This is a genomic window from Deinococcus koreensis, from assembly GCF_002901445.1.
In the GTDB taxonomy this organism is placed as follows: domain Bacteria; phylum Deinococcota; class Deinococci; order Deinococcales; family Deinococcaceae; genus Deinococcus; species Deinococcus koreensis.
The window spans coordinates 1,908,373-1,932,618 of record NZ_PPPD01000001.1; the positions used below are offsets into that span (position 1 = coordinate 1,908,373).

The following is a 24,246-nucleotide window of genomic DNA, read 5'->3' on the forward strand; positions in this document are numbered from 1 at the left end:
ACAAAGTTGTAGGTCAGCGCCCGGCCTCGCGCTGGGCCAGCAGGGCGGCCTCCACGCGGTTGCGTACCTGGAGCTTTTGCAGGATGTTGGTCATGTAGTGCTTGACGGTCTTTTCGGTCAGCTCCAGGGCGCGGCCGATCTCCTTGTTGCTCTGGCCGTTGGCCACCCCTTCCAGGATCTGCAGTTCGCGGGGGGTCAGCTCGCTCAGGGGGTGGTGCTGGGCCCGGCCGGGGCCGGCCATCTCGATCAGCACGCCCGCCGCCAGGGTCGGGGTGATGTAGACCTCGCCGGCCTGCACGCCCCTCACGATCCGCCTGAGTTCGCGCCCGGACACGCCCTTGAGGATGTAGCCGCGCGCTCCGGCCTTGAGCGAGGAGAGCACGTCGGCCTCCTCCTCGCTGAAGGTCAGCATCACGATCTTGGTGACCGGGCAGGCGGCGGTGACCGCCCGCGCCGCCTGCAGGCCGCTGCCGGGCAGGTTCAGGTCGAGCAGCAGCAGATCGGGCAGCAGCTCGCGCGCCAGCCTCAGGGCGTCGTCGGCGCTGCCGCCCTCGCCCACCACCTCCAGATCGGGGTCGGTGCTCAGGGTGGCCGCCACGCCCTCGCGGAACAGGGGATGGTCGTCGATGATCACGATGCGGACGGAATCCGTCCGGGCCAGCTCGGGCGGGGCCGGATCGGTGCGGCTGGCCTCTGGACTTACGGGGAACTGGGGGCTCATCACGTCAGACATCGGTCTCCTCCGGCCGCAGCGGCAACCGGGCCTCCACACAGGTGCCGCCCTGGGGCCGCAGGGTCACGGTGAAGGTGCCGCCCAGGCTCTCGGCACGCTCGCGCATTCCCACCAGCCCCAGGTGCCCCTCCAGCGCCTCGCCGCCCCAGGTGAAACCGGGGCCGTGATCGAGCACCTGCAGGATCAGCCAGCCCTCCTGCACCGCCGCCGTGACCGTCACCCCGGCGGGGCTGGGCGCGTGCCGCGCGGCGTTGTTGAGCGCCTCCTGCACGATCCGGAAGGCGGTGATCTTGACCGGCAGGGGCACGTCGGCGGGGAGTGGGCCGGCGTCGAGCTGCGTGCCGGGGGGCGCCGCGCCGCCGGAAGGGGCCAGACTGGGCAGCAGCCCGTCGCGGCTGGCCCCGATGTCCGTGCGGCGGCGGTGGTCGCGGATGGCGCGCTCCAGGGCCTCGCGCAGCCCCAGGCCCAGCAGATCGGGCAATCTCAGGTCCGTGGCGATGGCGCGGATCTCGCGCAGGGCCGATTCCAGGGAATGCTCGACCGTGTGCAGGGCGCGCTCGGCCTGGGCGTGCCCCGCCGCGTGAACGGCCAGACTCTCCAGCCGCAGCAGCGCGAAGCTCAGATCCTGCGCGGGGCCGTCGTGCAGGTCGCTGGACACGCGCATCAGGAAGCGTTCGCTGTGGGCGGCGTTGCGGGCGGCGGCGCGGCTGACCCGGCCGTGCAGCTCCGCGTTCTGCGCCAGCACGCTCTCCAGGGTGCCTACATGCTCCTGCAGCGCCTGCTGCTGGCGCGCGATGGTGTCCGAGCCGCGCCGCACCAGACCGGAGAGCAGCACGTAGGCCAGCAGGGTGGTCAGCCCGACCACCGCCCAGGAGCGGCGCTGCGCCACGGCGATCTCGGCGTCCAGCGGCGCGGTGGACTGGTAGAACTCCGCCACGGCGATCACCCGGTCGGAGCCCTCGATCCGCATGGGCACGTAGGTCTCGATCAGGCGTGTGAACCGGCCGCGCTGGGAGGCGTTCTCGTGATCCTGCAGGTTGGTGATGTCCGACCACACCACGCCCTTCCAGGCCTGTTCCTGGTCGTCGGTGACCGGAAAGGTCTGGCCGGCGTTCTCGCCGTACACCACGCGCCCCCCCGGCGCCCAGATCTTGACGCTGACGATCTCGCGGCCCAGGGGCGTGCTCGCCAGCAGCTTCTCGATGGCCGCGACCCGCGCCGGGGAGAGCCAGGTCGAGGAGCCCAGCTCCTGCAACTGCACGACCAGGAAATTCTCGATATACAGAGCGGTCGTGGCCGCCGTGCGGTGGATCACGCCCTGACGGATCTGCGCGCCCACCCACCAGCCGGTCAGGCCCATGCTGAGCAGCAGTACCACCAGGCTGGTCAGGTTGTAGCGCGCCGCCAGGCTCAGGGCGTTCCAGCCCCGGCGCCGCGCCGCGTTCGCGCGGGGCAGCCTTCCAGAGACGGACAGGGCCATGGATCATTATCCGCCTGCGCGGCGTTCCTGGGAGCCGACCTTGGTCGGGCGGGGCCGGGGGTCGTCAGACAGGATCTTGATCGGAGGCGAACCTTCTCAGGGGGGGGTCGGGCTCGGTCAGACGGTCGGGGTCTGGTCGGCCGCGCTGCGGGCGGCCCCGGCCTGGGCCGCCTCGCGCTCGGCGTACACGTCCGCGAACTTCTGCCGCAGGGCGCCGGCACTGGCTCGCGGCACCATCTCGCTGACGTCGCCGCCGTAGCTGGCGATCTCGCGCACCATCGAGGAACTGACGAAGCTCCAGCGGGTCGCCGCCATGATGAAGACCGTCTCGGCGTCGCCGATCTGGCGGTTGAGGTGCGCGATCTGGAGTTCGTACTCGTAGTCCGACACGGCCCGCAGGCCACGCAGGATCACGCCGCCGGGCTGCCGGGCCATGTAGTCCACCAGCAGCCCTCCGAAACTGTCCACCGAGACGTTGCCGAAGTGCGCGGTGGCCTGGCGCAGGATCTCCAGGCGCTCGTCGAGCGTGAACAGGTGGCGGCCCTGCTTGCGGGCGTTGTGCATGACCGTCACGGTGACGTGGTCGAAGATCTTCACGGCCCGCGTCAGCACGTCCATGTGTCCGCTGGTGATCGGATCGAACGATCCTGGAAAGACGGCGTTCATTCGGCTGACAGCTTAGCCTGTCCGCCCGTGCCGGCGTCCCTGGGCTGGTCGTCCCCGTCCTGGGCATCGGGGCTGTCCACACTGGGGCTGTGCACGTCAGGGCTGTGGGCGTCAGGGCTGCGGGTGTAGAGGCTCAGGGTGTTGCTGCCGTACTCGCGCACCTCCCGCCCGAAGCCCGGCACGTCCGGCAGGCGCAGGCGATCCGGATGCTGGCAGATCAGCAGGCCGCCGGGGGCGAGCAGCCCGCTGCCCAGCACCCGGAGGGTCAGTGCGGGGATATCCGCCTCGTAGGGGGGATCGCTGAACACCAGATCGAAGGTGCCCAGCCGCCCCAGCAGCGTGCCCGAATCCCCCCGCACGATCCGCACGCGCAGCGAGAGGCTGCGGGCATTGGTCTCCAGATCCTTCACGGCCCGCGAGTCCTTCTCGACCAGCGTGACCGTGTAGCCCCGGCTGGCGGCTTCCAGGCCCACCGCGCCGCTGCCCCCGTGCAGATCCAGGAAGCTGGGGAAGGCCGAGACCGGCGCGCGGGCGGCGAGCAGGTCGAACAGACTCTTGCGGATACGCGCGCTGCTGGGCCGGGCGCTGGCGGGCACGCGCAATTCGCGGCCCTTGGCGCTGCCGCCCAGGATTCGCAGACTCAAGTGGACACCTTCATGGCTCCAGGGTACTGCCCCCTCCACTGCCGGCCGCTCCCGTGCTGTCCGCTCCGGGCCCGCCGAGCGCCGCCAGGGCCGGGAAGCCCGCCAGCGCGCCGGGCTCCAGCCACCAGTCCTCACCCTCGCGCCGGGCCTGACCTGCCTGCACCAGCCGGTTGAGTTCGGCCTCCACGCGCTGCTGCACGCGCCGCAGCGGCATGGCCCCGGCGCCCTCCAGCCCGCGCCAGCTCAGAAAGGCCCGGTGGAAGTCGGGCAGGGCGTCCAGGCCCACGCGGGTCTCCAGGGCCCGCCAGCTCAGTGGGCCCGCCTTGTCGCCTGGGGGGTGGGTCATGTCCTCTGTTTTACCCCCGCCCCTGGCCGCGTACAATGCCCGCATGACCGATCTGCCCGGCGACCCTGGCGACCTGGCCCTGCCGGAGCCGCCCCAGGACACCCCTGCCGTTCCCGGAGAGCCGACTGGAGCGCCGGGCCCCCTGGAACTCCAGCGGCAGCTCGAGGCCCTGGGCGGGCAACTGGTGTGGCGGATCGGTAAGGACGAACTCAGCGACGAGGTGGTGGTGCGCCTGGGCTACGCCTCGGCCACGCCGCGCTTCGCCCACCTGTCGCGGCTTCGCAGCGCCGGCGACGCCGAACTGCAGGCCGCCCTGGCCGAGCACCGCGTCGTGATCGAGTGGGTGGACTGAGATGACGGGTGGACGGATCGGGAGATGCGGCGCGCCGAGAAGCCCCGCCCGGTGATCATCGAGTCCGCGCAGCAGTTCACGCTGGTGTACCCCGGCCCCCCGGAGGGCGCCCTGGCCTTCGTCCGTGACCCGGCGTGGTCGCTGTCGCGGGTGCGCTTCCTGAGTGGGCTGCGGGCCACCGCCCGCGAGCTGCGAGGTGACCTGCTCGTGCATCTGCCGGTGCTGGGCCAGGTCGATCTGCCCTTTTCCAGCGTGCTGCAGCTGACTCCTGTGGGCGCGGCCCTGGATCCGCAGTCCCTGGAGCACGAACGAGCCTGGGTCGAGGTCAGCGGTGTGGCCCAGGTCGAGCTGGTGACCTCGGTTCCGGACACAGGTGCCCCGGACAGAGGCGCCCTGACCCCGGTGAGGTTCAGCTTCCAGTTCCGCGCGCATCTGGCGACTCCGGACGGCGGCGGGCCAACGGGCGGCGGCGGCGTGGGATGGGGCGGAGCCGCCTTCGGCAAGATGGTACGCGCCGCCGCCACTCGCACGCTGGAGCGGGTGGCGCAGGAGTTGCCAGAGGGGATCCGTCAGGCGATGGAGGCGGGGCCACGGTCACGGGCCATGCAGACGGACTCCGACTGACTCCGGAAACAGAACGGATTTAACAATGATTCGGACACTTCCGATGAACAGCAGGGAGCCGACTTGAAGCGCTCCATCTGGAACGTCATGCCCGCTCACCCCCTCTGTTGCACAGCTCTGCGAGTCCCAACCTCCCCCCTCCAGGAGGAGGGGTGAAACACACTGTCCAGATCGGCATTGAGGGGTGAGCGGTTTGGAAAGTGTCCGCAAGATTGTTTAAGCGGAACCACTCCCGGTCTCCCACCGCTGCTTCGACGGGCCTGTGCTCCGATGAATCAGCACACGGCACAGAGCCACCCCCGAACGGTGCCCGGAGCTGTGTCCGGGGGGTTCGGGGGTGGCAGACGGTGCGGAATCCGGCTCAGGCGTGCTGTTCGGGGAAGTCCAGCGAGCGGGCGTCGCTCCAGAGGCCTTCGAGGTCGTAGTACTCGCGGGCGTCCTTGGTCATGATGTGCACGACCACGCTGCCGCCGAAGGCCAGCAGCAGCCAGCGCTCGCTGGGGCCTTCCACGCTGGGGCGGGGCAGGCCGGCTTCCAGCGCCTTCTGGCGCACGTTCTCCTGCACGGCGTTGAGCTGCAGGCCGGCAGTGGCGGTGCAGATCACGAAATAGTCCAGCGTGGAACTGACCTGGCTCAGGTCGAGCACCACGACGTCCTCGGCGCGGCGTTCACGGGCGGCGTCCACGATGGCGCGCAGCTGCTGCTGGATGCCGGGCTGCGGGGTGGGTTCGGAAGTGGTGGTCGATGGTGCGGGATCTGAATTCATGGGGTCTCCGGGGTGGGGCTCAGCCGCTTGAGCGCAGCCAGAGGGGTGAGGGCGTCCGTGCCCAGCAGGATACCGACCTCGCCTGCGCCAACCGGGAAACGTTCACCCTGCAGTCGGGGCAGGTTCAGCGCGTCGGCCAGCACCGTCGCCTGGGCGACGTCCTGCTGCGTGAACACCTGGCTGGGCTCGCGGCTCGCGGGGGAGACGCTCACCTGAACCCTACGGTATCCCAGCGCGCGCAGGGCCTGGGCCAGCCCGGCGCCGTAGCCCTGCCCGCTGGCGTCCATCACGCTGACCTGCACGTCCGGCAGCTCGCCCTGGGTGGCGGCGCTGACCCCCCAGACCTGCGCCAGCCGCTCCCGGTTCACCGCCAGATTGAAGGTGCCGGGAATTGGGTCGGTCGGCAGCGTGGCGAAGCTCAGTTTGAGCTGCGAGAGGTAGGGGCGCAGCGACAGCAGCAGGTTGGGATCGGCGTTGGTCTCCACGCCGTTGTCCACGCCGCCCAGGATCACGGGCAGGGCCGCCAGCCCCTGCGCGCTCTTGAGGCGCCCCGCGAGCTGCGCCAGCGCCTGCTTCTGGTGGTCGATGCGGCCGTAGTCGTCGCCGAAGCCCTTGCGGACGCGCAGGAACAGCACGCCCTCGGCGCCCCCCAGGTGGTGGTCGCCCGGGGCGAGTTTCAGGTTCACGCCCGCCGCCTGATCCACCCACTCGATCCCGCCCTCCGGCACGGTCACGTCCAGCCCGCCCAGCGCGTCGATCACCCGCTCGACGTAGTCCGAGCGCACCACCACGTAGCTGTCGACCCGCTCCCCGGTGATGGTCTCGACCGCGCTCACCAGCGCCTGGGGGCCGCCCGCCCAGTAGCGGCTGTTCACCTTCTGCTCGGCGCGGCCCAGAGTGGGGTCGAAGTCGCCCACGTTGGTGTCGCGGGGGATATTGAGCACATGCACGTCCGGGCCGCTGACCTTGACCAACATCAGGGTGTCGGTGTTGGGCACCTGGATCAGGCCGGTGCGCTGGTTCTGATCCTTGCAGGGCTGGCGGTAGTAGCAGTAGCTGATGTCCCGGCCGGCGATCAGCACGCTGAAGCTGGGGGCCTGGCCGCTGGGCAGCGCGGCCGCCGCCGCGGTTCCGGCCTGGCTGACCACCGCCAGCCCGCCCAGCGTGAGGGCCGCCACGCTCAGCCCGAAGACCTGCAGGGCCCGCAGGGCCGCGAACTGGCGCCCACGGTGTCCGGAGGGCGGCCCGCTCATCCGCCGGGACTGGGCGGCAGTGGGGTAGAACTCTTGGGGGTGGTGGGGGAGGTCGGGACGCTGCACGGCAAGGCATGATAGGCCCGCAGGGTGCGCGGATGTACCTGGATGCCCCGCCCCTGCAGATACGTGACCTTGGACACGATGGCCCGCTCCAGCGCGGCGTTCAGGTCGCGCAGCGCCAGCTCGCGGATATCGGCGTTCACGCCCCGGCCGGGCTCCGACACGTCGGCGATGTACACGCAGGCGGCCACCGGATTGCCGCCCCGGGGGCCGGTGGTGTGATCCTCCACCGCTTCGAGCACCGTGGGGTCGGCGTAGCCCCAGTGTGTCAGCAGCGTGCGGGCGGCCCGGCCGTGCAGGGCCAGCGGATGCGCGGCGTCGATCTCGCACTCCGGGGGCGCCAGCCTCAGCAGTTCGCTGTCCGGCAGGTCGCGGGCGATGTCGTGCAGGAGCCCGGCGGCGTAGGCCCGGCCCTCGTCGAGGCCGTTGCTGCGGGCGATCTGGGCCGAGAGGTCGGCCACCCGCTGAACGTGTTCGTAGCGCCGTGGCCGCACCATCAGCCGGACGCGCCGTTCCCAGGCCCCCCAATCGGTCATGCGACAATCCGCAGACACCTGGGGGGGGAGGATGTAGGCAATCACTGCTTCATGTGGTCGCTTCCCCACATCATGAGCAAACTATACGACGCTGACTGGCCAGTCACCTGACGAAGCCGTCAGTTTGTCTGAAAAATTCTCTTAGTGACCGCTCATGGCCTCCGGGGGCGGCACCGCGCGTGGGGGCTGCACACCGTCCAGCGCAGATCCGGTGCGGCCCACGTCTCGTCGGCCTCCCCCCAGCGGTGGCGGGCCCTCCGACTTCTGTCCTGATCGGCCGGACATGTTGACCTGGGGATGAGCCTTCAGGCTCAGGGGGAATCGGGTTGCCTCAGCGGCGCCGGGGTCGGGGGCGCGGCGAGCGCCTCCACCGTCAGGCGCACGCTCACCGGCTCCAGCGCCTGGGCCCCGGCGGGCAGGGTCAGGGTCACGGGGGCCGTGTAGGTGCCCACCCGGTAGGCCACGCGCCCGCCGACCTCGCGCAGCCGGGAGAGCAGTTCGGGCGCGGCCACCACCCGCACCGTGCTGGGCTGCACGCTCACGGCCCGGATCCGCAGGGTGGCGGGCGGATCGCTCAGCACCACCGGCAATGTCTTGACCGGCAGCTCGCCGGTGTCCAGGCGCCGGAGCGTGACCGAGGCGGGCCGGGTCACCACGCCGTCGACCGGCCGGCCCTCGGCGTCCAGCGCGATCAGGGTGGTTTCCCGCTCCGAGCCGGCCGGCACCAGGGCCGGACTGGTCACCAGCCGCTGCACCGTGGCGACCACCCGGCCCGGCCCCGCCACGCTGGCGCTGGCCGGACTGACCTCGTAGCGCGGCAGACTGCTTTCAGACGGGGTGCTCACGCTCAGGGTCACGGGCAGGGTGCGGACGATCTGGGTGTCCACGAAGCCCTGCACCCGCTCGGGCGTGCGCCGGCTCACGGTGGTGCCATTGGGCGGCGAGACCGTGACCGGCCGGGTGAAACTGCCCTCGGGCTCCCCGGTCACGTCCACCACCGCCTCGATGCTCTCGGGCCGCAGTTCGCGCAGCCGCTCGGGCCGCCCCGACAGCGTGACCCGCACGGTTTTCGGGTTCAGGTCGCTGACCGCCCGGGTGCCCTCGCCGCGCCCGCCGGTCGTGTCGCGCACCGTGACCTCGACGTCGAAGCCCTGTTCCACGTTGGCCCGCCGATCCTGCGTCGCCAGGAACCAGAGGGTCGTGGCGACCAGCAGGGCCAGCAGTTTCAGCCCCAGGTTGTGCACCCCGCGCGCCCAGATGTAGCGGGGCTCCAGCCAGCGCCGCCCCGCCTCCAGTGTGGCCTTCCAGGCCGGCCCCTGCGGATCGCTCACGCCTGCTCCCTCACCGTCTCGGGCTCCCGCACTGTCTCTGGCGAGGCCGCGTCCGGTCGGGCGGCCTCCGGCGGCGCGGCTCCCGGTGGGCCGGCGTCGGGCAGCGCTCCCTCGGCGGCGGCCCTGTCTCCAGCGGCCCTGTCTCCAGCAGCCCTGTCTCCGGCCGCCCCACTGCCTTCCTCCCGCTGCGGTCTGTCCCGGAGCAGCACGCCCCCGCTGCCTTCCGAGGACGCGCGGTCGTAGATCAGGCTGCGGAGCTGCTCACGGAGTTCCGCGCCGTTCAGATCCGGCCCCAGGCGTCCGCCCAGCGCGATCCGCATACTGCCGCGTTCCTCGCTGACCACCAGCACCACGGCATCGGTGACCTCGGACAGCCCGATCGCGGCGCGGTGGCGGGTGCCGTAGCGGCGGTAGGTGCCGTCGCTGGACTGCAGCGGGAACAGGCAGCCGGCCGAGACCACCCGCGAGCCCTGGATGATCACGCCGCCGTCGTGCAGCGGCGCGTTGCGCGCGAACAGCGCCTCCAGAAAGGGCACGCTGACCAGCGCGTCCAGCGTGACCCCGGTCGCGGCGTATTCGCCCAGCGGCGTGCGGCGCTCCACGGCGATCAGCGCGCCGATGCGGCGCTCGGCCAGCCGCTCCATGGCGCGGGCCAGGGCCTGCAGCGCGGCCACCCCGGCGCTCAGATCCCGCCCACGGGGGCGGCCGACCCGCTCCAGCGCGGCGCGCAGCTCGGGCTGGAAGAGCACGACCAGCGCGAACAGGCCCACCGTGCCGGCCCGGCCCAGCAGATAGCTCAGGGTGGTCAGGTTGAGGAGCTGCGCTGCCGCCCACACGCCCGCGAACACCAGGATGCCGCGCACCACGTTCACGGCCCGTGTGCCTTCCAGCAGCAGGTAGGCCTGGTACACCAGGAAGGTGACCAGCAGAATGTCCAGCACATCCCGGACACTCACCTGACCAAAGACTGTGGACATCGGGCGGGGCGGGCTCCTTTCGGGCGAGGGCAGACGGACGACGCGGGTGCTGCGCGCCCACTATACGTCCTGCGGATGTGCTCCTGCTGCGGCCTGGCCTGCTGCACAGCCTCGCGGCCACGGGCACCGGGATGCCCGGAAGCCGGGGGCGCCGCCCAGCCTGTCTCCGGCCGCGCCCGCGTCCCGTGCCGACGTGGCCGCCCCAGCGAACCGGCGGCGTTGCCCAAGCCTTTAGGCAGGCCGGGTGCGGAAAAGCCGGTGACCTATCCTTGGGCGCAGTGTTTTCAACGGCAGTGTCTTTATAGACAGTGCTTTGGGGGAGCAGTGGGCCGCGCCCGTGGTGGCGTGCCCCGGATTCACGGAGACCCTCCGTGGTTCGCCTGCCCCCGACCCTGGAGGTCATCCCCATGCAGATCCGGTTCCTGGGCCACAGCGCCTTCCTGTTGCAGAGTGGCGAACACCGCCTGCTGATCGACCCCTTCATCCAGGGCAATCCCGGCTGCCCCGTGACCCTGGCCGAAGCACTGGCCTGGGAGGTCAGCGCCGTGCTGATCAGCCACGCCCACGGTGACCACTGGGGCGACGCCCTGGAGTTCGGCCGGGCCGGAGTGCCTATCATCGGCACGGCCGAAATCGGCGGCTACGCCCAGAAGCACGGTGCACACAGCGCCGTCGCCATGAACATCGGCGGCACCTACCGCGCCGACTGGGGCAGCCTGACCCTGACGCCCGCCTGGCACAGTTCCTCCTTCCCCGACGGTACCTACGGCGGGATGCCCACCGGCCTGCTGATCGAACTGGGCGGCCAGCGCCTCTACTTCGCCGGCGACACCTGCCTTTTCTCGGACATGCGCCTGATCGGCGACCGTGGCCTGGACGCCGCGCTGCTGCCGGTCGGCGACCACTTCACGATGGGGCCCGAGGAGGCCGCCCGCTGCCTGGAACTGCTGCGCCCCAGGGTGGCGGTGCCCATGCATTACGGCACCTTCCCGCCCCTGACCGGCGACCCGCAGGTCTTTGCGCGGGCCGGGCAGGCGCTGGGCGTGGACGTGCGCGTGCTGCGTCCGGGAGACCGCACCGAGCTGTAGCGTTCGGGAGCTGGTGAGCGGGCAGGCCGAACGCCGGCCCAGACCCCACACCGATTCCGGCCTCCCGGTGCGCTGCCGGGAGGCTGCTTCATCGTCCAGCAGGGCCTCGCCCGTTCCGTCAGTCCGGGCGCCTCAGGTCTGGGATCTCAGGACTGGGATCTCAGGACTGGCGCACGGTCTGACCCGGCGCGGGCGGCGCGTCGCGCTCGTCGGGCAGGCGGGTCTGGGCGGGCGTGGGCTCGGGGAACTGGGGATTGGCCTTGCGGCCCGGATCGTGCGGATAGCTGCGCGAATCCACGTGGACTTCGGCGGGGGGGCGCAGCTTGAAGCGGGTGGTGCGGGCCGGCACCCCCATGGCGATGCCGTGCGGCGGAATGTCGTCGCGCAGCAGGGCGCCGGTGGCGAGCATGGCGTCGTCGCTGACCACACTGCCCGCCAGGATGGTGCTGTGGTAGGTCAGCCGGGCGCCGCGCCCGATCACGGTGCGTTTCAGGGTCACGTCCGGGCCGTCCAGCACCGAGTGGGTGTGGCTGTAGATGTTCACGAAGTCGCTGACACTGGCGCCGTCGTGGAGTTCGATACCGCCGATGTCGTCGAGCAGCACGTAGCGGTGCACGACCACGTCGTCCCCGACCTCCATGTTGTAACCGACCGAGAATTCCACGTTCTGCCAGCACTTGAAGTTGCGGCCCACGCGCCGGAAGATGTGCGCGGCCAGCACCCGCCGCACCGGCAGCCCCGTGACCGGATTCTGCCCGATGGGTGTGAGATCCAGCGCCTTCCAGAGCCACAGCAGCGGCTTGACCTGGGCGAACCGCGCCTGATCGGTCGCCATGTAGTACTCGGCCTCGAAGGTCACGTTGCGCGGGTCGAGGTTCAGGGCGGCGATGGGCGCGTCGGCCAGCAGCTGCTCGTAGGAGCGGCCGTAGGTGGCCTCGGCGAGCACCTCGCGGGTCAGGAGCGCGCGGTCGGTGGCCGGGTCGGCCAGACGCCCCTCCAGATCCCGGACGAAGCTGTTGAAGGCTGCCTGGGCACCCGCGTCGATGTTTACCGGCTTGAGCCAAGTCACAGCCGATACTGTAGCGCTCCGCAGTAGAAAATAAAGTGGGATGTGGGCGAAGCCCGGATCAAGGCGCCCGGGCCGCCTGTGCCGGTGCCCGCCCCTGGGGTGAGCCGGGCTGCGGCTACCGGGAACAGGGCGCCGGATCGGCGGGGGGCTGAACCGGGAGTCCAGACTCTGACAGAAACGTCACTCGACGCCCACCAGATGGGCATTTTCCCCCCCTGAATGGCCTCACCTGGGTTGGGGATAGCTTCAGGATCAGGCGGGCCCGACAATCGGCACGATGAAGCGCTCTCTCGCCACCGAAGGCGCCACCCTGGTCTATACCAGCCTGCTGGTCATGATGCTCGTGGCCATGACCCTGGTCGTTACCAGTCAGATCGCCCTGCGCTCGCGCTCCAGCAGCCAGGAGCAGAACCAGTTGCTGGTCGCCCAGTATGCCGCGGAAGCCGGGATCGCCCGGGGGCAGAACCAGCTGGCCCAGGTGCAGAAGGCGCTGGGGGCCATCGCGCTTCCACATCCCACCAGCGAGACCGCCCTGCGGAGCTACGTGGCCAGCTTCTGTGGGGTCAGTGTGGGCTCCGTGCCGGCCTTCTCCAAGGTCGCCCTGGCGCAGCCCCTGAAGCTGTGCAGCGCGGGCCCCGGCTCCACGACGGGCACCCTGCTGGCGGGCCTGATGCCGGCTGCGGCCATGCCTGCAGGCTGGACGGCAGCCACCTGGACTCAACTGTTCGGCACCGGCTACGCCCTGCCCGAGGGCACGGTCAACGGCGCCAGCGTGAATGTCAAGAACAGGCTCGTGGCTGTCGATGTGCTGCAGACTGACATCTCTGAGCTACAGCTGCGGATGAGGGTTGGCAGTGTTCAGAGCACCGGCGTGAGCAGTCCGGCCCGGCGCGTGCTGAACGCCAGCTCGGACGGCCTGTTCGTGCTGACCTTCAGTCGGCCCTCGTTCGCGACCTACGCCCAGTTCCGCAACCACACGACCAGCGCGACCACGGGCGGCGCCCTGTACTTCAGCGACGGGGAAGAGTTCCGGGGGCCAGTGCACACGAATGAGACCCTGCGCCTGTCGGGCAACCCCAAATTCTACGGGGAGCTGACCACCGCGGGCGCGGCGGTGGATTACCAGGGCCTGCCCTGTACCAAGACCGTGCTGGACGCCGGTACGTGCGCCAGCGTATTTCCCGAGGGCGGCAAGCCCACCTACAACACCGGCGTGATCCCCCTGCCGACCAACAGCAACAACCAGATGCGCGCGGCCCTGGGCCTGAGCGACACCACCAACACGAACGCGGTCACCTCCACTGAACTCAACAGCGCCCTGGGGGTCAGCACGGTGGGTACCGGCGTGTACATGAGCAAGCCCGGCACCCCCAACACCCTGTTTGGAGGCCTCTACGTGCAGGGCGACGCCAAGATCACGCTCTCCACGACCGGCAACAACCCCACCAGGCAGATCATCGAGATCTCCCAGACCGTGGGCGGCGTGGTGCAGCTGACCAAGTTGCAGGAGGGCGCCAGCGGGAACTGGACGCGCCGGATCTACAACGGAGCGACCATGACCTCCAACACCCCCATGCAGGGCAGCTTCAACGGCGTGATCTACGTCAACGGATCCGTCGATCTGTACGGCGACAACACCACGGCCCCCGATATCGGGGAGAACTCGGCCCTGAACATCAGCCTCAGCAACGGCGACATGAAGCTCAAAAACAGCGTGACCTACTCGCAGGATCCCACGCTCAACCCCGACGCGCTGAACGTGCTGGGCCTGTTCAACTCGACCGGCACGATCCTGCTCGACGGCCCCAGCAATCAGGACATGAACGTCAACGCCACCATCCTGGCCTCGGCCAATGGCAAGGGCTTCGGCACCGTCAACGCCAGCTCCTCGCGCGGCAGCCCCAAGCCCAATGTCAACCTGATCGGCGGCGTGGTCGAGGATCAGTCGCAGACCGTTTCGGCGGGCTCGGGCGGCTATAACCGCAAGTACAAATACGATCCGCGCTTCAGCGACGGCTATGGGCCCCCCTACTTCCCCACGCAGCAGAAATGGGAATCGAACGCCGATGCCTTCTTCGATACCGGCGTGCTCAAGCAGGGCCGATGAAGGCGGCGCGACGGCTGCCCGACCCCCATAGCGGGCGGCGCCAGGGCTTCACCCTGATGGAGATCCTGACCGTGCTGGCGGTGCTCGCCATTGCCCTCATGATCGGCGCCCCCCTGGGCATCTCCGCGCTGCGCCAGAGCCAGCTGCGCGACGGCGCCACCCAGGTCGTGACCGAACTCCAGCGCCTGCGCAGCCAGGCCCAGCGCGATTCGGCCGAGCTCAAGTTCTCGCTGAGCACCAGCAATCCGAACAGCTACACCCTGACCAAGAACAGCGTCGCTGAGGTCCGGACGCTGCCCCACAATCTCCAGCTCTCGGCCGACAGCGGCGGGAGCAGCGCAATCTTCTCGGCTCCCTACGCCGAACTGAATCCCAATGTAAGCCCCCGCGTGGGGCTCGTCTGGGTCGTGTCAGCTCCCGGGTCGAGCAAAAAGCTCTACGTGAAACTCGTGGGCGTCACAGGAAAGGTGGTTCTCAGTGCTACGAATTGATTCCGTCCGGGTGCCTCGCCCCAGCATCATGTCCCGGCAGGCCGGCTTCACGCTCATCGAGGTGATGGTCGCCACCATGATCCTCGGCGTCATCATCACGGCCGTGCTCGGGCCGCTGACCGGCATGTTCGGCCTGACCCGCAAGAGCATGGCCCAGACCGACGCCACCTCGGTCGCGCAGGCCACGCTGGAGGATGTCCGGGGCCAGTGGCTCAACTGGGGCAAATACGACGCCGGCTGCGTGACCGGCGACGCCTTCCCGGCCACGGTCACGGTGAGCGTGCAGAATCTGGACACCCAGCTCGGCCTGGTCGGCAGCGCCACCCCCCTGACGCGCAGCACCCTGGCCGCCTGCCTCGGCTCGACCGGCCCGCGCACCGACCCCGCTCCCACCACCTCGCCCGCGCTGCGCCGCCTCACCGTGACCGCCACGGTGGGGGGCCGCCCCTCCACGCTGGTCACCGAAGTGGCCCAGTCCAATGACTGACTTCCTGAGCCGCCCCCGCAGGCGCCGTCAGCAGGGCCTGACCCTGGTGGAGCTGCTGGTGGGCCTCGCCCTGGCCGGCGTGGTGACCAGCGCCCTGCTCTCGCTGAACATCTCGACCAGCCAGACCTCCAGCCTGCTGAACAGCCGCAACGATCTGGTGGCTGAAACCCAGCTGGCCCAGAACTATGTGGCCGCCAAGCTCCGCGAGGCCGCCTACGTGTTCCCGACCGGCACCGCCCTGACCCTGAGTGCCACCAACAGCTTCTCCACCCAGAAGCCGGGGGCGGGCAGCAGCACCTGGACGGTCGGCACCGACCCCATCGTCGCGGTGATCCTGCCGCCCGAGGAGAGCGGAAGCTGCGTTACTGGCGGGCCGCAGTTCTGTTATACCTTCTACGCCTATTACCCGGTGCAGCGCGGCACGGTGACCGCCAACGCGACCGGGGCCGCCCAACCGGGGCCCGACGCCCGCAACGATTCGTCGGCCTGGCTCCTGATGGAATACCGGCGCCCCTACGCCTCGCTGGCGCTGGGCACCGTGCTGGGGCCGGCGCAGGCCACCGGCATCAGTGGCGAGGATGGGCGGATCGTCATGGATTATCTGCGCCCACCTGCAACCAGCGAGAGCGCTCTGTTTTCCCAGGTCGACGGGCAGCAGCAGGGGGTGAGCCGCCTGACCATGCGTCTGGCCAGCGCCCGCCTGGGGTCACGGGAGACGCGGGTGCCGCAGACCGGGCGCTACGAGGTCGCGGTCTATCCTCGCAACGTGGGCAAGCCGGTCAGCCCGAACTAAGGCCCGTCAGGGCTGCGTGCAGGGGGCTGGGGAGCTGATCTCCGGCCCCCTGCCCTGCGCCGGGGAGCAGCGGGCGCGGGGCTCAACGTTTGATCTGCCCCGCCCCACCCGGCCCGGAGTGCAGGCTCTACACTGACCCCCATGCTTCCTTCTGGGCTCACCTCCGGGCTCGTGTCCGATCCTGTCCAGGCGCTGCTCTCGCGGGAGCGGACGCTGCTGGCCGACATCCAGGCCTTTCTGGAGGCCCAGGGCGCCCCGCCCGAGGCCGTGGAGCACGCCCGCACCGCCGCCCGCGCGCTCGACGAGACCTTCCTGCTGGTCGTGGTGGGCGAGTTCAACGCCGGCAAGAGTTCCTTCGTGAACGCCCTGCTGGGGGCCCCGGTGCTGCCCGAGGGGGTCACGCCCACCACGGACCGCATCTACGTGCTGGTGCACGGCGACACGCCGGGACAGATGGAGCCCACCCGCGACCCCTTCGTGAGCCGCCTGACCTACCCGCTGCCCAGCCTGGAGGGCGTGGCGCTGGTCGATACTCCGGGCACCAACGCGATCATCCGCCAGCACCAGGCGCTGACCGAGGGCTTCCTCCCCCGCGCCGATCTGGTGCTGTTCCTGACGAGTTCGGATCGGCCCTTCACCGAGTCCGAGCGGCAGTTCCTGAGCCTGGCGGCGCGCTGGGGCCGCTCGGTGATCATGGTGGTGAACAAGGCCGACCTGCTGGAAACCCTCGAGCAGAAGGCCCAGGTGCGCGAATTCGTCGAGGCCGGCGCGCGGGGCGTGCTGGGCCTGACCCCGCCCGTGCTGCTGATCAGTGCGCGCGGCGAGCAGCGCGGCCAGCCCAGCGGGCAGCACGACCCCGGTTTCCAGGCGCTGCGCGAGGTGCTGCGGATGCGCCTCTCGGAGACCGAGCGCACCCGCCTGAAGCTGCAGAGCCCGCTGGGCATGGCGGCCGAACTGCTGGGCGGCGAGGACACGCGCGCGGCGGCGGCCAGCACCACCCTCACCGAAGACCTCGCCATCCTGAAGGATCTGGAAGCCCAGCGCGAGCGGCATGGCGTCGCCATGCTGGGCGAACTGGATGGGCAGCTCAACCGCGTGGCCCGACTGCTGGGCGAGTTCGAGCTGCGTGCCGACCGGTTTATCGACAGCAAGCTGCGCTTTTCCAACCTGCGCGGCCTGATGAATCCGCGCGATCTCGAAGAGGGCTTCCGGCGCGAGGCGGTGGCGGAGCTGCCCGACGCCATCGACCGGCAGTTCGGCTCCATGATCGACCGCTTCGTGGAGGCCAACCTGCATTTCTGGGAAGACGTGCAGACCTTCCTGATCCGCCGCCAGCCCAGCAGCGAGGTGGCGCGCACGCGCTTTTCCTACGACCGGGGCGCGCTGCTGGAGGGCATCGCCGGAAGTGCGCGCGAGCACCTGGAGCTGACCACCGAGCACGAACTGGGCCGCCAGCTCTCGCAGGACGCCGAGGACGCCATGAAGGGCGCGATTGGCGGGCTGGCGGGGGGCGTGGGCATCGGCGCGGGCATCGGCGCCCTGATCGGGGCCAGCGCGCTGGATTTCACGGGCGGCATCCTGGCCGGGCTCACGCTGGGCTCGCTCGGGCTGTTCGTGCTGCCCAACAAGCGGCTGCAGGCGCACCGGCAGCTGCGCCAGAAGATCGCCGAGCTGCGCGAGGCCCTGGAGCGCATCGTGCGGCGTGAGTACGAGCGCGAGCAGGAACGCGCCGACGCCCGGCTGCGCGACGCCATCAGCCCCTACACCCGCTTCACCGAGCAGGAGCAGGCGCGGCTGGCCGGAGCGCAGGTCAGGGCGGCCGAGCTGCGGGCCGAACTGGAGGCGCTGCAGGGTGAAGTCAAGGCGCTGGGCTAGGGGAGAGGCTCAGCCCTCCAGCGCCCACCTCGGCGTCTTCACCCAGCCCGGCGTGGCGTCCACACGCTGGCGCAGGAGCAGATGCAGTTGCGCGGCGTGATGCTGCACATGCCGGGTGGTGAAGAGCACCAGATGCAGCAGGCTGAAGTTCTGGAACTCGTTTTCGAAGCGCTGCGCGGCCTTCTCGGGCGTCAGGCGGCGGATCAGGGCGCGGTTCTTGTCCATGACGAACGCCAGATAGTCCAGCAGTTCCTCCTTCGTGTAGACCCGCTCCGGGAAGACGCCCTGGGGGTCGAGTTCGCTCAGGGTGAAGGGCGGGGGTGGCTTGAAGTCGTGGGTCGATTCGCTGCCGTAGAAGTCGGTGAAGAACAGCGTGTGATAGGCGATGTACCAGAACTCCTGAAAGCCGGCCTCGCTGCCCCACACGTCGGCCGGGCAGGCGGTGATGGCGCTTTCCAGCATCTGCAGGGCGCTGCCGAATTCCGTCCAGAGGAGATCGGGCAGGGTTTCGGGGTGTGGGGTGGTCATGGCACTGAGCATATGGATGACTGAGCGTAGGTGCCGAGGAGACGTCGAGCCATGAGCCATGTGGCGTAAATGCAGGTGGGCGGGCGCAGCCCACCACTGCGGTTCGCAGATGCCGCTCCAGGGGATTTTCGGCTAGCATCATCCGCAGCTTTGGCCTGTCCACCTCCCCGCCCGGCCATCCACTACACTGAATCGATTCAGACCCCATCCCCAACGCCCCGCCCCCAGGAGACATCCATGACCCAGTCCATCCCGACTCAGCCCCGCGTGACCGTCTGGCACGAGTACCGCCACGAGCACGAGAACCCTAAGGTGAGCAGCATCTACCCCGATGGAATGCACGTCGCGCTGGCCGACGGCCTGAAGGCGCACGGCTACCAGAATGTCCGCACCGCCACGCTGGACGAGCCCGAGCACGGCCTGACCGACGAGGTGCTGGCGAACACCGACGTGCTGCTGTGGTGGGGCCACAAGGCGCACGGCGACGTGCAGGACGACATTGCCGAGAAGGTCGTGCGGCGCGTGTGGGACGGCATGGGCCTGATCGTGCTGCACTCCGGGCACTTCTCCAAACCCTTTACCCGCCTGATGGGCACCGGCTGCGACCTGAAGTGGCGTGAGGCGAACGACCGGGAGCGCCTGTGGGTCGTGAATCCCGCGCACCCCATCGCGCAGGGGGTCGGCGAGTACATCGAGATCGAGCGCGAGGAGATGTACGGCGAGCACTTCGACATCCCCACGCCCGACGAACTGATCTTCGTGAGCTGGTTCTCGGGGGGCGAGGTCTTCCGTTCGGGCTGCACCTTCACGCGCGGCAGCGGCAAGATCTTCTACTTCCGCCCCGGCCACGAGACCTACCCGACCTACTACCACGAAGGGGTGCGGCAGGTGATCGCCAACGGCGTGCGCTGGGCCGCGCCGACGGCGAGTGCGCCGCGCTCGTTCGGCAACCGCCAGCCTCTGGAAAAGCTCCCGGAGGACGTGTGAGCGCCCCCACCCCCAGGCTCCTGAACGCGGCCATCATCGGGGCGGGCGGCATCTCGCAGCGGCACTTCGAGGGCTACAAGCAGGCCGGCGTGAACGTGGTCGCCATCGCGGACGCCTCCGAGGCCATCCGGCAGCTGCGCGAGAAGAACTGGGAAGTGCGGGCCTACGCCTCCTTCGAGGAACTGCTGGAGCGCGAGGACGTGCAGGCCGTGAGCATCTGCACCCCCAATGCCTTCCACGCTCCCGCCTCCATCGCGGCGCTGGAGCGCGGCATCCATGTGCTCTGCGAGAAGCCCCTCTCGCTCGATCTGGACGCCTGCGACGCCATGATCGCGGCGGCCAGGGGGGGTGGCGCGGTGCTGCAGACCGGGCACCATCTGCGCTCCAACCCGCTGGCCCGCACCGCCCGGAGACTCATCGACGAGGGCCGGGTGGGCAAGGTCACCCACATGCGGCTGCGCCAGGCCCACGACTGGGGCGGCGCCGAGACGGTGCGCGGCGTGTTCGGCAGCCTGGCGGCCTCGGGGGGCGGCACCCTGCTCGACAACGGCTGCCACATGATGGATCTGGCCCGCTATTTCGGCGGCGATGTCCGCTCCATCTACGCCCGCATGGCGACCCTGAAGTTCGAGATCGAGGTCGAGGACACGGCGCTCGCCACCCTGGAGATGGAAAGCGGCGCGCTGGCCTCGGTAGAGAGTGCCTGGACGGCCACCGGCTGGGAGGAGAGCTTCCACGTCTACGGCACGCAGGGCGCCCTGGAGTGCTCGAACCGGCTGGGCAAGGCCCGGCTGCGCTTCCTGAACCGCGAGTTCGGCTTCAGCGAGTGGCACGCCGCCGACGAGACCTGGTACGACTTCGCCACGGTGGACAACGCGCACGTGCGCTCGGTGGGCCATTTCGTGGAGTCCATCGAGCGCGGCGCCCCGGTGGTCTGCAGCGGCGAGGATGGCCGCGAGAGCGTGCGCCTGGTGCTGGGCGCCTACGAGAGCGCGCGCACCGGGCTGCCGGTGCCCGTGACGCTGGCCCCGGTGCAGGTGGGCTGAGGGTCGAGCTGAGTACATGGTTCCTGAACACACGGCTGAAGATTCCGGGTTCCGCCGCTCACCTCGGCGTCAGGCCCGGATGCTGAACTGGGCTATGCCCACAACTCACCGCTGGACGGCGCTGGCCGCAGCCGCACTCCTCTCGTTCGCTCCGGCCCAGAGCGCCCCTCAGCCCAGCCTGCGAGAGGAACTGGTCTCGCAGGCGCTGGCCGGCTGGGACGGCTCCGCGACCGTGACCCTGCTGCCGGGGGCGCTGCCTGGGGGGTTCGCCATCCAGCTCTCGGGGCTGCCCGGGGTGCGGCTGGTGGGCACGGTGGATCGCCGGGCGCCCACACCCGAGCAGGGCGGGCAGACCGTCATCCTGAGCGGCTCCGATGTGGGTGGCCTGGACAGCGCCGTGCGCCGCGCCCTGACCGGGGCCGGCTTCCAGCCCTTCCCGCAGCCGCGTGACCGCGAGATGGGCGGGGGTTTCCTGCCTACCGGCGGCGGCAGCTTCTCTACGGTGTATTTCCGGCGTGCCTCCGGGGCGGGGCCAGGGGGCCTGCGGGCCTCCCTGACCGTTTACCAGCAGGGGGGCCGCCCTTACGCCCAGCTGGGCGTGAACGAGGCGCCTCAGCTGGCCGAGGAGATCCGCACCGCGCAGGGGTTTGCGGAGCTTGGCCTGTACGGCTCCCTCCCGGCACTGACCCCGCCGGCAGGGGTTACGGTGTTCCCGACCGGTGGGGGCGGCGGCAGCGGGGGCTTCACCGTCTCCGCACGGATTCAGGGCACCCTGACTCCCGCCCAGCTCAGCGACCATTACAGCGCCCAGCTCCGCGCGAAGGGCTGGCAGGCGCTCAGCCGCGTCACGCCCAGGGATCAGGTGGTCACGGTCTGGTCGTTCCAGCAGGACGGACAGGCCGTGACCGGCATCCTCGCCTTCCGGCAGGGCGCGCCCGGCACCGTGACGGCCATGCTCAGCACCATCACCTACTGAAGACCGGGAAAGGGGCGTCCGCGTGCTGCCGGACGCCCCTCTCCAACGACCCTGCTATTCCAACTTCTTCTGCTTCAGGTCGTAGACGCGCAGGTAATCGAAGCGGGCGGTGAAGCCGGGCCCGCCCAGCGACACCAGCCCGATGCGCGCCGCGCCTCCCAGCGTGTGCGTCCAGGTGCCGCCGCGCGTCCAGGTCTGCCCGTCGCGGCTGGAGAAGGCGGTGTAGTGCTCCTCGCCGTCTTCAAGGGAGCGGGCGATCCGCAGCCAGACGGTCTCGGCGCCGGCACTCAGCACGGTGCTGCCGTAGCGCGGGAAGCCGGGGGCGCCGGCCGGCACCTCCTTGGCGAACTCGAGCTGGCGCGTCTCGAAGATGCTGACCTGGGCCAGCTTGACGTAGCGGTCGTCGTCGCCGTACACCACCAGCCCGGCCTGCCGGAAATTGAAGCAGCAGCCCTGGGGGGGCAGGTTCAGGGTCAGGCGCGTTTCGACCAGGTAGTCGTCCTGCGGGGCAGCGCGCAGCAGCACCGAGGCGTCGTCGCGGTCTTCGAAGAGGTCGGCGTCCTGGGTACTGAAGCGCAGGGCGCCGCCCTCCAGCGCGGCCACGCCCTGGGCCGGCGGGCGCACCCAGCTCCAGTCCGGGCTCAGGGTGCTGGCCGTGAATTCGTCGCTGTAGGCGCCGAGCAGCTTGCCGGGTACCTCCACGCGCACCCTGGGGGTGCGGTATCGGCTGCGCTCGCCGGGCTGCGCGGCGGGCGCGGGCATGGGCTCGTCGGAGGCCCACAGGCCGCCGCGCACGGTGGGCCAGCCGTCCACCCAGTCGAGCGGATCGAGCAGCGCCGGGCGTTTGTTGATGCCGCCGGCCTCGGCCAGATAGGGGTCGGCGCGGTCGATGGCGTGGTAGACCGTCCAGTCCTGCCCGGCGGCGTCGGTGAAGACCGCGTTGTGACCGGGGCCGACCCAGCGGTTGCCGTTCATGCTGATGACCGGGGTGCCGCCCACGTAGGCGGCGTTCAGATCCACGCCGCCCTTGTCGAGGAAGGGGCCGTCCGGAGTCCGCGACCGCCCCGCGAACACGCTGTAGCCGGTCAACGGCCCCCGGCAGCAGTCCGAGCTGGACACGAAGAGGTAGTAGTAGCCCCCGTGGCGGAAGACGTTGCTGGCCTCGTAGCGGTTGGCGCTGGCGACCTGCGTCTGGCTGGCCGGATCGGAACGCAGCCCGTCGGCCGAGAGCTTGCGAACCGAGATCCCGCCGAAATACGAGCCGTAGTAGATCCAGCGCTGCCCGCGGTCGTCCTGGATCACGGCCGGATCGAAGGTCCAGCGGCGGCTGCCGGGGCAGCAGGGCGCCGGATGGGGCTCGACCACCGGAGCGCCGGAATCCACCCACGGCCCCAGCGGGCTGTCGCTGGTCGCCACTCCGATGGCGCTTCCGCCCTCCACGGTCTCGCTGGCGGTGTAGTAGAGGTGGTATTTGCCGTTCAGGTACTCGACGTCCGGCGCCCACAGTCCCGCGTCGGGGCGCACCCAGGCGGGTTTCTGCGGCAGGGCGTCGCTCACGTACGTCCAGTTCACCAGATCGCGCGACCTCGCCATGCTGATGGGATGGAAGATGAGGTTCCCGTTCGCGTCCCGGTCGCGGCCCGAGTGCGGATCGGTCGTGCAGTAGAGGTACCAGTCGGTGTCTCCGGCGGTCTGGCCCCGCACAATCTCCGGATCGGCGCAGGTCTCGATGGGCCCGCCCGGCGTGCGGATAGGCAGCGGGTTGCTGTAGGTCTGGGGCCGTCCCTGGGCCTGCAGCGCCGCGCCCGCAGGCGTCTGCTGACAGCCCGTGAGCGTGAGGGCGGCGAGGGTGACCAGGGCCCAGTGGGGCGGGCGGAAGCGACGAGAACGGCCGGCCAGAGTTCCAGGCATAGAGTCCCCCTTGGATTGTGGTGCTCCTGAACTCTAGGCCCCCTGTGGGGGGCGCGCGGTTCGCCGGCCCTTGAGTCTTCCATCACCGTTGGGCCGCTGCACTGGGCCGGGCCAGTTGAGTTCCCCCGTTCTGGGCGGCATTGTTCTGTCCGGCGTGGTGCGGGCCGCCCCCGGCGCGGCGTCGGCGGCAGGGGGCGGGGACAGCGCTGCTTCAGGGAGTGGCCGATTCAGGGCGCAGCTCTGGTTTAGCCTTCCTCGGCTTCCCGCACGATGCTCAGCACCCGCTCGCGCACCGCGCGTTCCTCGCGCAGATAACGCTGGGCACTCATCTGCACGCCGATGGCGGCGACCACCGGCTCCCCCTGCCCCGTGTCCGGGGCGCGGTAGGGTACCCCCAGCGTGCATTGCCCCGGAATCCATTCCTCGATGGAATAGGCGTAGCCCAGCTTGCGCACCTTGGCGACCTCGGTGCGCCATTCGTCCTGTGAGGTGATCGAGCTGGGCGTGCAGGCCGCGAAGCTGCGCGGCGTGAGGTCGGCGTGGGCGTACAGGATCTTGCCGCTGGCGGTGGCGGTGGCCGGCAGGTAGACGTCCAGCGGCAGGTCGATGTCGGCGTCGGGGTGGCGTTCGCGGATCGCCGCCACCACCTCCTCGCCCTCCAGGATGCACAGGAAGGCCACCGAGCGCACCTCCAGCGCCAGCCGGGTGATCAGCGCGCGGGCCTCCGGGAACCAGGGCAGGGCGGCTGTGAGCTGCGCGCCCATCTCGGCCAGGTGCCACGACAGGCGGTACTTGCCGGCGGGGGTGCGGCGCAGGAAGCCGGCGTCGGTCAGCCCGGCCAGGTAGGCATGGGCCGTGGCACGCGGCACGCCCAGCTGGGCCGAGAGCGCGCGTACCCCCCACTCGGGCTGTTCGGCACTGAAGGCGCCCAGGATGGTCGCCGCTTTCTGAAGGGACAGCACCTGTCCAGCCTACAGGGACGTCATGGCTTTGTACACGCCCAGCGGGGCGGTGATCAGGGCAACCGCACAGTCAAAGGGATTGCTCTTGGCGCGGAGACCCTTCTCCTGCGGAGCTGTGCCAGTCAGTCACCTTCAGTGACAGCTCCTCTCAAGGG

The 24,246-nt window shown here is 70.2% G+C and carries 25 protein-coding genes; 11 read left to right on the plus strand and 14 right to left on the minus strand.

The annotated features are described in order from the left end of the window. Positions 1–13: 13 nt before the first annotated feature. The 5 genes from CVO96_RS09100 to CVO96_RS09120 all read right to left on the minus strand — a co-directional run bounded on the left by CVO96_RS09100 (position 14) and on the right by CVO96_RS09120 (position 3,869). Positions 14–733, minus strand: coding sequence for a LuxR C-terminal-related transcriptional regulator (locus CVO96_RS09100; RefSeq protein ID WP_243398249.1), 720 nt, complete (start codon positions 731–733; stop codon positions 14–16). Further along, the gene (locus tag CVO96_RS09105; protein ID WP_243398252.1) at positions 726–2,213 is read right to left on the minus strand and encodes a sensor histidine kinase; all 1,488 of its coding nucleotides are present in this window, start codon (positions 2,211–2,213) and stop codon (positions 726–728) included. The genes CVO96_RS09100 and CVO96_RS09105 overlap by 8 nt, the downstream gene beginning before the upstream one ends. A gap of 117 nt (positions 2,214–2,330) precedes the next feature. Further along, positions 2,331–2,879: a pantetheine-phosphate adenylyltransferase gene (coaD, locus tag CVO96_RS09110; protein WP_103311964.1), complete on the minus strand. Its 549-nt coding sequence runs from the start codon at positions 2,877–2,879 to the stop codon at positions 2,331–2,333. After that, positions 2,876–3,523, minus strand: coding sequence for an RsmD family RNA methyltransferase (locus CVO96_RS09115; protein ID WP_103311965.1), 648 nt, complete (start codon positions 3,521–3,523; stop codon positions 2,876–2,878). The genes coaD and CVO96_RS09115 overlap by 4 nt, the downstream gene beginning before the upstream one ends. 10 nt (positions 3,524–3,533) lie before the next feature. Then, complete coding sequence (locus CVO96_RS09120; protein WP_243398254.1) at positions 3,534–3,869, minus strand: hypothetical protein; 336 nt, start codon at positions 3,867–3,869, stop codon at positions 3,534–3,536. A 43-nt stretch (positions 3,870–3,912) separates the two neighbouring features. Here CVO96_RS09120 and CVO96_RS09125 point away from each other — a divergent pair, with 43 nt between their 5' ends. After that, the gene (locus CVO96_RS09125; protein ID WP_103311966.1) at positions 3,913–4,221 is read left to right on the plus strand and encodes a DUF3248 domain-containing protein; all 309 of its coding nucleotides are present in this window, start codon (positions 3,913–3,915) and stop codon (positions 4,219–4,221) included. Between the two features lie 24 nt (positions 4,222–4,245). After that, positions 4,246–4,845, plus strand: coding sequence for a DUF3809 family protein (locus tag CVO96_RS09130; RefSeq protein WP_243398257.1), 600 nt, complete (start codon positions 4,246–4,248; stop codon positions 4,843–4,845). Between the two features lie 361 nt (positions 4,846–5,206). Here CVO96_RS09130 and rsfS read toward each other — a convergent pair whose 3' ends face one another. The 5 genes from rsfS to cdaA form a co-directional block, all read right to left on the minus strand. Further along, the gene (gene rsfS / locus CVO96_RS09135; RefSeq protein WP_103311967.1) at positions 5,207–5,611 is read right to left on the minus strand and encodes a ribosome silencing factor; all 405 of its coding nucleotides are present in this window, start codon (positions 5,609–5,611) and stop codon (positions 5,207–5,209) included. Continuing rightward, complete coding sequence (locus tag CVO96_RS09140) at positions 5,608–6,930, minus strand: LCP family protein (protein ID WP_243398259.1); 1,323 nt, start codon at positions 6,928–6,930, stop codon at positions 5,608–5,610. Before CVO96_RS09140 ends, rsfS begins: the two co-directional genes overlap by 4 nt. Next, positions 6,861–7,463 (minus strand): bis(5'-nucleosyl)-tetraphosphatase (symmetrical) YqeK, encoded by a 603-nt coding sequence (gene yqeK / locus CVO96_RS09145; RefSeq protein WP_103311969.1) that lies wholly within the window; start codon positions 7,461–7,463, stop codon positions 6,861–6,863. Before yqeK ends, CVO96_RS09140 begins: the two co-directional genes overlap by 70 nt. Before the next feature lie 311 nt (positions 7,464–7,774). Continuing rightward, the gene (locus CVO96_RS09150) at positions 7,775–8,794 is read right to left on the minus strand and encodes a CdaR family protein (protein WP_243398262.1); all 1,020 of its coding nucleotides are present in this window, start codon (positions 8,792–8,794) and stop codon (positions 7,775–7,777) included. After that, entirely contained in the window at positions 8,791–9,771 is a 981-nt protein-coding gene (cdaA, locus tag CVO96_RS09155) for a diadenylate cyclase CdaA (RefSeq protein WP_423739361.1), read from the minus strand. Before cdaA ends, CVO96_RS09150 begins: the two co-directional genes overlap by 4 nt. 407 nt (positions 9,772–10,178) lie before the next feature. On the opposite strand from cdaA, the gene CVO96_RS09160 reads away from it, so the two are divergent. Further along, positions 10,179–10,859 (plus strand): metal-dependent hydrolase, encoded by a 681-nt coding sequence (locus tag CVO96_RS09160; RefSeq protein ID WP_103313392.1) that lies wholly within the window; start codon positions 10,179–10,181, stop codon positions 10,857–10,859. Positions 10,860–11,019: 160 nt separating this feature from the next. Here CVO96_RS09160 and CVO96_RS09165 read toward each other — a convergent pair whose 3' ends face one another. Next, the gene (locus tag CVO96_RS09165; protein WP_165795253.1) at positions 11,020–11,928 is read right to left on the minus strand and encodes an acyltransferase; all 909 of its coding nucleotides are present in this window, start codon (positions 11,926–11,928) and stop codon (positions 11,020–11,022) included. A 277-nt stretch (positions 11,929–12,205) separates the two neighbouring features. Here CVO96_RS09165 and CVO96_RS09170 point away from each other — a divergent pair, with 277 nt between their 5' ends. The 5 genes from CVO96_RS09170 (at position 12,206) to CVO96_RS09190 (ending at position 17,681) form a co-directional block, all read left to right on the plus strand. Next, positions 12,206–14,035, plus strand: coding sequence for a DUF4900 domain-containing protein (locus CVO96_RS09170; RefSeq protein ID WP_103311970.1), 1,830 nt, complete (start codon positions 12,206–12,208; stop codon positions 14,033–14,035). Then, a complete protein-coding gene (locus tag CVO96_RS09175; protein WP_165795254.1) occupies positions 14,032–14,526 on the plus strand; it encodes a pilus assembly FimT family protein in 495 nt (164 codons plus the stop codon). The genes CVO96_RS09170 and CVO96_RS09175 overlap by 4 nt, the downstream gene beginning before the upstream one ends. Before the next feature lie 28 nt (positions 14,527–14,554). Next, positions 14,555–15,013: a type IV pilus modification PilV family protein gene (locus CVO96_RS21060; protein WP_103311972.1), complete on the plus strand. Its 459-nt coding sequence runs from the start codon at positions 14,555–14,557 to the stop codon at positions 15,011–15,013. After that, on the plus strand, positions 15,006–15,806 hold the full coding sequence (locus CVO96_RS09185) for a PilW family protein (protein ID WP_103311973.1): 801 nt from the start codon (positions 15,006–15,008) through the stop codon (positions 15,804–15,806). Before CVO96_RS21060 ends, CVO96_RS09185 begins: the two co-directional genes overlap by 8 nt. Positions 15,807–15,947: 141 nt before the next feature. Beyond that, the gene (locus CVO96_RS09190; RefSeq protein ID WP_103311974.1) at positions 15,948–17,681 is read left to right on the plus strand and encodes a dynamin family protein; all 1,734 of its coding nucleotides are present in this window, start codon (positions 15,948–15,950) and stop codon (positions 17,679–17,681) included. A 9-nt stretch (positions 17,682–17,690) separates the two neighbouring features. Here CVO96_RS09190 and CVO96_RS09195 read toward each other — a convergent pair whose 3' ends face one another. Beyond that, a complete protein-coding gene (locus CVO96_RS09195) occupies positions 17,691–18,209 on the minus strand; it encodes a DinB family protein (protein WP_103313394.1) in 519 nt (172 codons plus the stop codon). Positions 18,210–18,446: 237 nt separating this feature from the next. Between CVO96_RS09195 and CVO96_RS09200 the strand changes: the two genes are divergently transcribed. The 3 genes from CVO96_RS09200 (at position 18,447) to CVO96_RS09210 (ending at position 21,218) form a co-directional block, all read left to right on the plus strand. Continuing rightward, a complete protein-coding gene (locus tag CVO96_RS09200) occupies positions 18,447–19,196 on the plus strand; it encodes a ThuA domain-containing protein (protein ID WP_103311975.1) in 750 nt (249 codons plus the stop codon). After that, positions 19,193–20,242, plus strand: coding sequence for a Gfo/Idh/MocA family protein (locus CVO96_RS09205; protein WP_103311976.1), 1,050 nt, complete (start codon positions 19,193–19,195; stop codon positions 20,240–20,242). The genes CVO96_RS09200 and CVO96_RS09205 overlap by 4 nt, the downstream gene beginning before the upstream one ends. A gap of 94 nt (positions 20,243–20,336) precedes the next feature. Beyond that, the gene (locus CVO96_RS09210) at positions 20,337–21,218 is read left to right on the plus strand and encodes a hypothetical protein (protein ID WP_133161772.1); all 882 of its coding nucleotides are present in this window, start codon (positions 20,337–20,339) and stop codon (positions 21,216–21,218) included. Between the two features lie 54 nt (positions 21,219–21,272). Here the strand turns inward: CVO96_RS09210 and CVO96_RS09215 are convergent, their stop codons facing one another. Beyond that, positions 21,273–23,129: a glycoside hydrolase family 43 protein gene (locus CVO96_RS09215; RefSeq protein WP_103311978.1), complete on the minus strand. Its 1,857-nt coding sequence runs from the start codon at positions 23,127–23,129 to the stop codon at positions 21,273–21,275. A 245-nt stretch (positions 23,130–23,374) separates the two neighbouring features. Further along, positions 23,375–24,091: an IclR family transcriptional regulator gene (locus CVO96_RS09220; RefSeq protein ID WP_103311979.1), complete on the minus strand. Its 717-nt coding sequence runs from the start codon at positions 24,089–24,091 to the stop codon at positions 23,375–23,377. Positions 24,092–24,246: the final 155 nt, after the last annotated feature.

Coding starts and splice junctions, on each gene's coding strand:
- CVO96_RS09100 (WP_243398249.1), bottom strand. CDS start 733: ATGTCTGACGTGATGAGCCCCCAGTTCCCCGTAAGTCCAGAGGCCAGC.
- CVO96_RS09105 (WP_243398252.1), bottom strand. CDS start 2,213: ATGGCCCTGTCCGTCTCTGGAAGGCTGCCCCGCGCGAACGCGGCGCGG.
- coaD (WP_103311964.1), bottom strand. CDS start 2,879: ATGAACGCCGTCTTTCCAGGATCGTTCGATCCGATCACCAGCGGACAC.
- CVO96_RS09120 (WP_243398254.1), bottom strand. CDS start 3,869: ATGACCCACCCCCCAGGCGACAAGGCGGGCCCACTGAGCTGGCGGGCC.
- CVO96_RS09125 (WP_103311966.1), top strand. CDS start 3,913: ATGACCGATCTGCCCGGCGACCCTGGCGACCTGGCCCTGCCGGAGCCG.
- CVO96_RS09130 (WP_243398257.1), top strand. CDS start 4,246: ATGCGGCGCGCCGAGAAGCCCCGCCCGGTGATCATCGAGTCCGCGCAG.
- rsfS (WP_103311967.1), bottom strand. CDS start 5,611: ATGAATTCAGATCCCGCACCATCGACCACCACTTCCGAACCCACCCCG.
- yqeK (WP_103311969.1), bottom strand. CDS start 7,463: ATGACCGATTGGGGGGCCTGGGAACGGCGCGTCCGGCTGATGGTGCGG.
- cdaA (WP_423739361.1), bottom strand. CDS start 9,771: ATGTCCACAGTCTTTGGTCAGGTGAGTGTCCGGGATGTGCTGGACATT.
- CVO96_RS09160 (WP_103313392.1), top strand. CDS start 10,179: ATGCAGATCCGGTTCCTGGGCCACAGCGCCTTCCTGTTGCAGAGTGGC.
- CVO96_RS09170 (WP_103311970.1), top strand. CDS start 12,206: ATGAAGCGCTCTCTCGCCACCGAAGGCGCCACCCTGGTCTATACCAGC.
- CVO96_RS09175 (WP_165795254.1), top strand. CDS start 14,032: ATGAAGGCGGCGCGACGGCTGCCCGACCCCCATAGCGGGCGGCGCCAG.
- CVO96_RS21060 (WP_103311972.1), top strand. CDS start 14,555: ATGTCCCGGCAGGCCGGCTTCACGCTCATCGAGGTGATGGTCGCCACC.
- CVO96_RS09185 (WP_103311973.1), top strand. CDS start 15,006: ATGACTGACTTCCTGAGCCGCCCCCGCAGGCGCCGTCAGCAGGGCCTG.
- CVO96_RS09190 (WP_103311974.1), top strand. CDS start 15,948: ATGCTTCCTTCTGGGCTCACCTCCGGGCTCGTGTCCGATCCTGTCCAG.
- CVO96_RS09195 (WP_103313394.1), bottom strand. CDS start 18,209: ATGACCACCCCACACCCCGAAACCCTGCCCGATCTCCTCTGGACGGAA.
- CVO96_RS09200 (WP_103311975.1), top strand. CDS start 18,447: ATGACCCAGTCCATCCCGACTCAGCCCCGCGTGACCGTCTGGCACGAG.
- CVO96_RS09210 (WP_133161772.1), top strand. CDS start 20,337: ATGCCCACAACTCACCGCTGGACGGCGCTGGCCGCAGCCGCACTCCTC.
- CVO96_RS09215 (WP_103311978.1), bottom strand. CDS start 23,129: ATGCCTGGAACTCTGGCCGGCCGTTCTCGTCGCTTCCGCCCGCCCCAC.